Source organism: Amnimonas aquatica, assembly GCF_002943415.1.
GTDB classification, from domain to species: domain Bacteria; phylum Pseudomonadota; class Gammaproteobacteria; order Pseudomonadales; family Moraxellaceae; genus Perlucidibaca; species Perlucidibaca aquatica_A.
Genome location: NZ_PTQZ01000096.1, coordinates 1 through 6,300, shown reverse-complemented (window position 1 = coordinate 6,300; position 6,300 = coordinate 1). Strand labels below are relative to the sequence as shown.

At 66.5% G+C, this 6,300-nt stretch carries 8 protein-coding genes; 7 read left to right on the top strand and 1 reads right to left on the bottom strand.

All coding sequences use genetic code 11. From position 1 onward, the window contains the following. From C5O18_RS05265 to C5O18_RS05235, 7 genes are all read left to right on the top strand, one after another. On the top strand, positions 1–465 hold a 465-nt coding region (locus C5O18_RS05265; protein WP_206389738.1), incomplete at its 5' end, for a PLP-dependent transferase. A 125-nt stretch (positions 466–590) separates the two neighbouring features. Beyond that, on the top strand, positions 591–1,751 hold the full coding sequence (locus tag C5O18_RS05260) for an acyl-CoA dehydrogenase family protein (protein ID WP_105192089.1): 1,161 nt from the start codon (positions 591–593) through the stop codon (positions 1,749–1,751). After that, positions 1,751–2,923 carry a ribonuclease D gene (rnd, locus tag C5O18_RS05255; protein ID WP_105192087.1) on the top strand — a complete coding sequence of 391 codons (1,173 nt, stop codon included), beginning with the start codon at positions 1,751–1,753 and terminating at the stop codon, positions 2,921–2,923. The genes C5O18_RS05260 and rnd overlap by 1 nt, the downstream gene beginning before the upstream one ends. A 103-nt stretch (positions 2,924–3,026) precedes the next feature. Beyond that, positions 3,027–3,359 (top strand): YcgL domain-containing protein, encoded by a 333-nt coding sequence (locus C5O18_RS05250; protein ID WP_241146748.1) that lies wholly within the window; start codon positions 3,027–3,029, stop codon positions 3,357–3,359. Beyond that, the gene (locus tag C5O18_RS05245; protein ID WP_105192083.1) at positions 3,356–3,673 is read left to right on the top strand and encodes a hypothetical protein; all 318 of its coding nucleotides are present in this window, start codon (positions 3,356–3,358) and stop codon (positions 3,671–3,673) included. Before C5O18_RS05250 ends, C5O18_RS05245 begins: the two co-directional genes overlap by 4 nt. Positions 3,674–3,778: 105 nt before the next feature. Then, on the top strand, positions 3,779–4,666 hold the full coding sequence (locus C5O18_RS05240; protein WP_478209677.1) for an AAA family ATPase: 888 nt from the start codon (positions 3,779–3,781) through the stop codon (positions 4,664–4,666). A 63-nt stretch (positions 4,667–4,729) separates the two neighbouring features. Then, positions 4,730–5,908 carry a vWA domain-containing protein gene (locus tag C5O18_RS05235; protein WP_105192079.1) on the top strand — a complete coding sequence of 393 codons (1,179 nt, stop codon included), beginning with the start codon at positions 4,730–4,732 and terminating at the stop codon, positions 5,906–5,908. A 76-nt stretch (positions 5,909–5,984) separates the two neighbouring features. Here C5O18_RS05235 and C5O18_RS10405 read toward each other — a convergent pair. Next, on the bottom strand, positions 5,985–6,300 hold a 316-nt coding region (locus tag C5O18_RS10405; RefSeq protein ID WP_206389737.1), incomplete at its 5' end, for a hypothetical protein.

The following is a 6,300-nucleotide window of genomic DNA, read 5'->3' as shown; positions in this document are numbered from 1 at the left end:
CAGCGCTGCTTCCAGGTGCGCAAGACGCTGGGCGCCATCGCTTCGCCGTTCGGCTGCTGGCTGGTGCTGCGCGGCATCCGCTCGCTGGCGGTGCGCATGGAGCGCCACGCCGCCAACGCGCAGGCTGTCGCCGAGGCGCTGGCGGCGCATCCGGCGGTGGAGGCGGTGCACTATCCCGGCCTGCCGTCGCACCCGCAGCACGTGGTGGCGGCGCGGCAGATGAAGGCCTTCGGCGGCATGCTGTCGTTCCAGGTCCGCGGCGGCCTGGAGGCGGCGGTGGCGGTGGTGGCGCGGGTGAAGCTGTTCACCGTGGCCACCAGCCTCGGCGGGGTCGAGAGCCTGATCGAGCACCGTGCCTCCATCGAGGGGCCGGCCTCGCCGACCCCGGCCAATCTGATCCGGGTCTCGGTGGGGCTGGAGCATGCCGGCGACCTGATTGACGACCTGCTGCAGGCGCTGGACTGAGGCCGTAGCGTGACGGGCCGGAACCGATCCGGAAGATGTCTCGAAAAGACTTGAGTTGCATTGTCATGTAATGATAGAACCGGCCGGTCACGCCGCTATTCCGCGCGGCGTCCGGGAGTTCCTTCATGGGTCAGTACACCAGCTATTTCAACGATGTCCACGAGCAGGCGCGGCTGTCCGCGCGTCAGTTCATCCAGCGCGAAGTCCTGCCGCACATCGGTGCGTGGGAGGAGGCGGGCACCTTCCCGCGCGAGATCTACCGCAAGGCCGGCGCCGCCGGCCTGCTCGGCGTCGGTCATGATCCCGCCTACGGCGGCACCGGCGACGATGTCTTCCTCAAGGTCGCCGTCACCGAGGAGATCATGCGCGGCACCTCCGGCGGCTTCGCTGCCAGCCTGGGCTCGCTCGACATCGCGCTGCCGCCGCTGGAGAAGTGGGGCAGCCAGGCGCTGAAGGACAAGTTCGTGCCGCCCGTGCTGGCCGGCGAGCTGATCGCCGCGCTGGCCATCACCGAGCCGTCCGGCGGTTCCGATGTCGCCAGCCTGAAGACCCGCGCCGAGCGCCGCCAGAACGATGCCAACGGCGACCACTACGTGGTCAATGGCAGCAAGATCTTCATCACCTCCGGCATCCGTGCCGACTTCTACGTCGCCGCCGTGCGCACCGGCGGGCCCGGCCATGGCGGCATCAGCCTGCTGCTGATCGAGCGCGAGCGCGCCGGCGTGTCCACCGGGCAGCCGCTGAAGAAGATGGGCTGGTGGGCCTCCGACACCGCCGAGGTGTTCTTCGACAACGTCATCGTGCCGGCGGAAAACCTGATCGGCAGCGAGAACGCCGGTTTCCTGCTGATCATGAGCAACTTCCAGATGGAGCGCCTCAACCTCGCGGTCATGGCCAACATGACCTCGCAGATCGCGCTGGAGGAGAGCCTGCGCTGGGCGCGCGAACGCGAAGCCTTCGGCAAGCCCATCGGCCGCATGCAGGTGATCCGTCACAAGCTCGCCGACATGGCCACCCGCGTCGAGGCCAGCCGCGAATTCACCTACCGCGTGGCGGCGCGCATCGCCGAAGGGCTGCCGTCGATTAAGGAGGTGTCCATGGCCAAGAACTTCGCCACCCAGACCAGCGACTTCGTCACCACCGAGGCGGTGCAGATCTTCGGCGGCATGGGCTACATGCGCGAGTCGGTGGTCGAAAGACTGTACCGCGACAACAGAATCCTCTCGATCGGCGGCGGAACTTACGAGATCATGAACGAAGTGATCGCCAAGCAACTGGAACTCTAGTGTCGCAAACCCTCTACATCGCCACCGCGCAGGGACTCGAGCAGTCCCTGCCGCGCTGGCAGCAGGCCGCCCCGCTGGCCCTGGACACGGAGTTCATCCGTGTCGACACCTTCTTTCCCATTCCCGGCCTGCTGCAGTTCGGTGACGGGCAGGGCGAGGCCCTGGTCGACCCGGTCGCCATCACCGACCTGTCCTGCCTGGATGCCGTGCTCGGTCCGCAGGGGCCGCTGAAGATACTGCATGCCTGCTCCGAGGACCTGGAGGTGCTGACGCCGATGACCCGGCACGGCCTGGGCACGGTGCACGACACTCAGATCGCGCTCGCGCTGCTCGGCGAAGGTCTGCAGGTCGGCTACCAGAAGGCCCTGCAATTGGTGCTCGGCATCGAGATTCCCAAGGACGCCTCGCGCTCGGACTGGCTGCAGCGGCCGCTGAGCCAGCAGCAGCGCGACTATGCCGCGCTCGACGTGCGCCATCTGCCGGCGCTTTACGCCGAGCTGAAGGCGCGTCTGGCAGCGAAGGGATTGTGGGCCATCTACGAGGCCGAGTGCGCCGAGGCCTGCCGCCTGCCGGCCCCGGCCGATCCCGAGCTGGCCTGGCAGGAACATCCAAACGCCTGGCGCCTGCGCCCGCGCGAGCTGGCGGTGCTGCGCGCGCTGACGCTGTGGCGCGAGCGCGAGGCGGTGGCGCGCAACGTGCCGCGCGGTCATCTGCTGAAGCCGCCGGTGCTGTTCGAGCTGGCGCGCCGGCAGCCGAAGAACATCTTCGCGCTCGCCGAGGTGCCGGAGCTGAATCCCCGGGTGGCGAGGCGCGAGGCTGACACGCTGCTGGCCTTGATCGGCGAGGCCAGGGCGCTGCCGGACGCCGGTCTGCCCGGCCGACTGCCGCCGCCGCTGCCGCGTGAAGCCGGCAGTGTCTACGATGCCCTCAAGCGTGCCCTGCAGCCGGTGGTGCAGGCCAGCGGGGTGCCGCTGGAGGTGCTCTGGCGCAAGCGCCTGGCCGATCGCGTGGTGCTGGCCGCCGCCGATCATGGCATCGAGGCCGGCCTGGCCGAGCTCGCCGGCTGGCGCCAGCCGCTGCTGTCTCCGCCGCTGGCCGATGCCCTGCAGGCCCATGCTGCCCAGCTCGCCGCCTGGGGTGACCAGCGCCGTACCGCCATCGCCGGTGCATGATGGTCTTGAGCGTGCCGCCGGGAGAGCGGAAAATTGTAGCGCAGCGTGTTTTCCGCTCTCCCGGCGGCACGCCCAAGCCTTCAGGAATGACATGATGACCCGCGTGTTCTGCTCCATCTACAAGAGCAGCAGGAAAGACGAAATGTACCTCTACGTGCACAAGTCCGACGCACTCTCGAAAGTGCCGGAGGCGCTGCTGGCGGCTTTCGGCACGCCGCGCCATGTCACCGACCTCATGCTGTCGCCCGAGCGCCGGCTTGCGCGCGCCGATACCGCCCAGGTGCTGGAGAAGCTGGCGGCCGAGGGCTTCTACCTGCAGATGCCGCCGCCACCGGAGCCCTGGATCATGAATCCGGACAACGCGCCGGCCTGGCGCCGGCTCAGCGAAGCCGAGCGCGAGGCCGAACGCGAAGCCGGCAGGGAGCGTACCTCGTGAGCGTCTATGCCATGGCCTGGCCGGCCTACCTGCTGTTCGCCATCCTGTTCTCCTGGTTGCTGCTGCGCATGTTCCCGCTGCCTGCCGCAGGGCTGCGCCGCAGCTTGCAGATCCTCTTCCTGGTGGCCATCTTCAGCCCCGCGCTGATGTCCGAGAACGGCGACCTCTATGCCGCCCCGGTGCCGGCCGCGCTGCTGTTCGAGCTGCTGGCGAAGTCCTTCTCCGGTGTCGTCAAGGCGCTGCTGCCGGTGATGCTGTTCGGTGGTGTCGTGCTCTGGCTCGATGCCCTGCGCCAGCGCGGGCGCGGAGCCTGACCGGGGCGCCGGCGGACCTGCACATTTCGGCCACTGCTTTGTCAGGTAGCCGGCTGTAATGTCGTTCTATACTCGGATTTCGCCGCTATTTCCGATTTCCGTTCAATGAGGCCCCGGCCGGGCCAGCTTCCGAGGACAGACCACATGGCATTCACCGGTACCGACCGCTACATCACCACGCCCGAGCTGAGTCTGGCGGTCAACGCCGCGGTCACGCTGCAGAAGCCGCTGCTGATCAAGGGCGAGCCCGGCACCGGCAAGACCCTGCTCGCCGAGCAGGTCGCGGAAGCCTTCGGCACCCGCCTGATCCAGTGGCACATCAAGTCCACCACCAAGGCGCAGCAGGGCCTGTACGAGTACGACGCGGTGTCGCGCCTGCGCGACTCCCAGCTCGGCACTGAGCGCGTCCACGACATCCGCAACTACATCAAGAAGGGCAAGCTCTGGGAGGCCTTCGAGGCCGAAGAGCGCGTGGTGCTGCTGATCGACGAGATCGACAAGGCCGACATCGAGTTCCCCAACGACCTGCTCACCGAACTCGACAAGATGGAGTTCTTCGTCTACGAGACCGGCGAGACCATCAAGGCGAAGCACCGGCCCATCGTCATCATCACCTCGAACAACGAGAAGGAGCTGCCGGACGCCTTCCTGCGCCGCTGCTTCTTCCACTACATCCAGTTCCCGGACGCCGAGACCATGAAGGCCATCGTCGAGGTGCACCACCAGGGCATCAAGGCGCAGCTGCTCAAGGACGCGCTCGACATCTTCTTCGACCTGCGCAAGGTGCCGGGCCTGAAGAAGAAGCCGACCACCTCGGAGCTGATCGACTGGCTCAAGCTCATCCTCTCCGATGACATTCCGGAAGATGTGCTGCGCAACCGCGACACGCGCAAGGCCATTCCGCCGCTGTACGGCGCGCTGCTGAAGAACGAGGCCGATGTCGCGCTGCTGGAGCGCCTGGCGTTCATGAATCGCCGCGAGTCGGCGCAGTAACAGGGCCGCAGGCCGGCGTCCGCGCCGGCCTGCCAGTTCCGGAAGACAGGGGGAGGAGGGGCCATGCTCGTCCATTTCTACCAGACGCTGCGCCAGTTCGAGGTGCCGACCAGCATCCGCGAGCTGCTCGATCTCAACGCCGCGCTCAAGGCCGGCGTGGTGTTCGCCGACCAGGAGCAGTTCTACCAGCTGGCCAGGATCTGCCTGGTCAAGGACGAACGTCACCTCGACAAGTTCGATCGCGCCTTCAAGGCCTTCTTCGACGGTCTCGAGGGCGTGTCGCTGGAAACGCTGAACAAGCAGATTCCCGAGGACTGGCTGCGCAAGGAGCTGGAGAAGCACCTGAGCCCCGAGGAGCTGGCCGAGCTGCAGAAGACCGGCTCGCTGGAGGAGCTGCTGAAGCAGTTCCTGGAGCGCCTGCAGGAGCAGGAGAAGCGCCACCAGGGTGGCAACAAGATGATCGGCACCGGCGGCACCTCGCCGTTCGGCGCCTACGGCGCCAACCCCGAGGGCATCCGCCTGGCCGGGCCGTCGCGCAACAAGAGCGCGGTCAAGGTCTGGGAGAAGCGCGAGTTCCGCAACCTCGACGACAACGTCGAGCTCGGCATCCGCAACATCAAGCTGGCGCTGCGCCGCCTGCGCCGCTTCGCGCGCACCGGCGCCGAGGAAGTCCTCGACATCGACGACACCATCCGCCACACCGCGCACAACGCCGGCATGCTAGACATCAAGCTGGTCGCCGAGCGCAAGAACCGCGTCAAGGTGCTGCTGTTCTTCGACATCGGCGGCTCCATGGACCCCTACGTGCGCGTCTGCGAGGAGCTGTTCTCGGCCGCCAAGACCGAGTTCAAGCACCTGGAGTTCTTCTACTTCCACAATTTCGTCTACGAGTCGGTGTGGAAGAACAACTTCCGGCGCTGGAGCGAGCGCACGTCGGTGTGGGACATCATCCACAAGTACGCCAGCGACTACCGCGTGATCTTCGTCGGTGACGCCAGCATGTCGCCCTACGAGATCCAGGCCGTCGGCGGTTCGGTCGAGCACTTCAACGAAGAGCCGGGCGCGCTGTGGATGCAGCGCCTGGTCAACCACTTCCAGAAGGTGGTTTGGCTCAACCCCGAGCCCGAGAAGCACTGGAAGATGACGCCGTCCACGGAAATGACCCTGCAGCTGCTCGACGGCCGCATGCACTCGCTGACGCTCAAGGGCATCGAGGATGCGATGCGCTACCTGAGCCGCTGAAGGGGCTTGCGAGTCAGCCGGCCCCTACCAGCATGCAGGCGCTCCATGCTCTCCTCAAGGGGAGTGAGGAGCGGTTTTATTTCACGGTATAGCCATGCCTCAACATTTCTGGCTTCAGTTCCGGGTAAATGGCCGCTGTGGCCGACATGGCGGCGTCGAACTCACCATGCTGGCGGTTGTTCTGCAGCAAATAAATGGCCATGTCGGAAATGCTGGCAAAGGAAATGTCGGTGTTTTGCCGTATGAACTCCCAGCCGCCGGAGGCCGCGATGGCGATTCCCCGGCCAGCCTTGTCGCCCACGGTCTTGCCTAACTGGCCGGCGAACATGCTGGCAAAGGGAATGTAGCCTGCAGCGCGTTGTATGGCGTCCTGCGCGGCATAGCTGCCAATG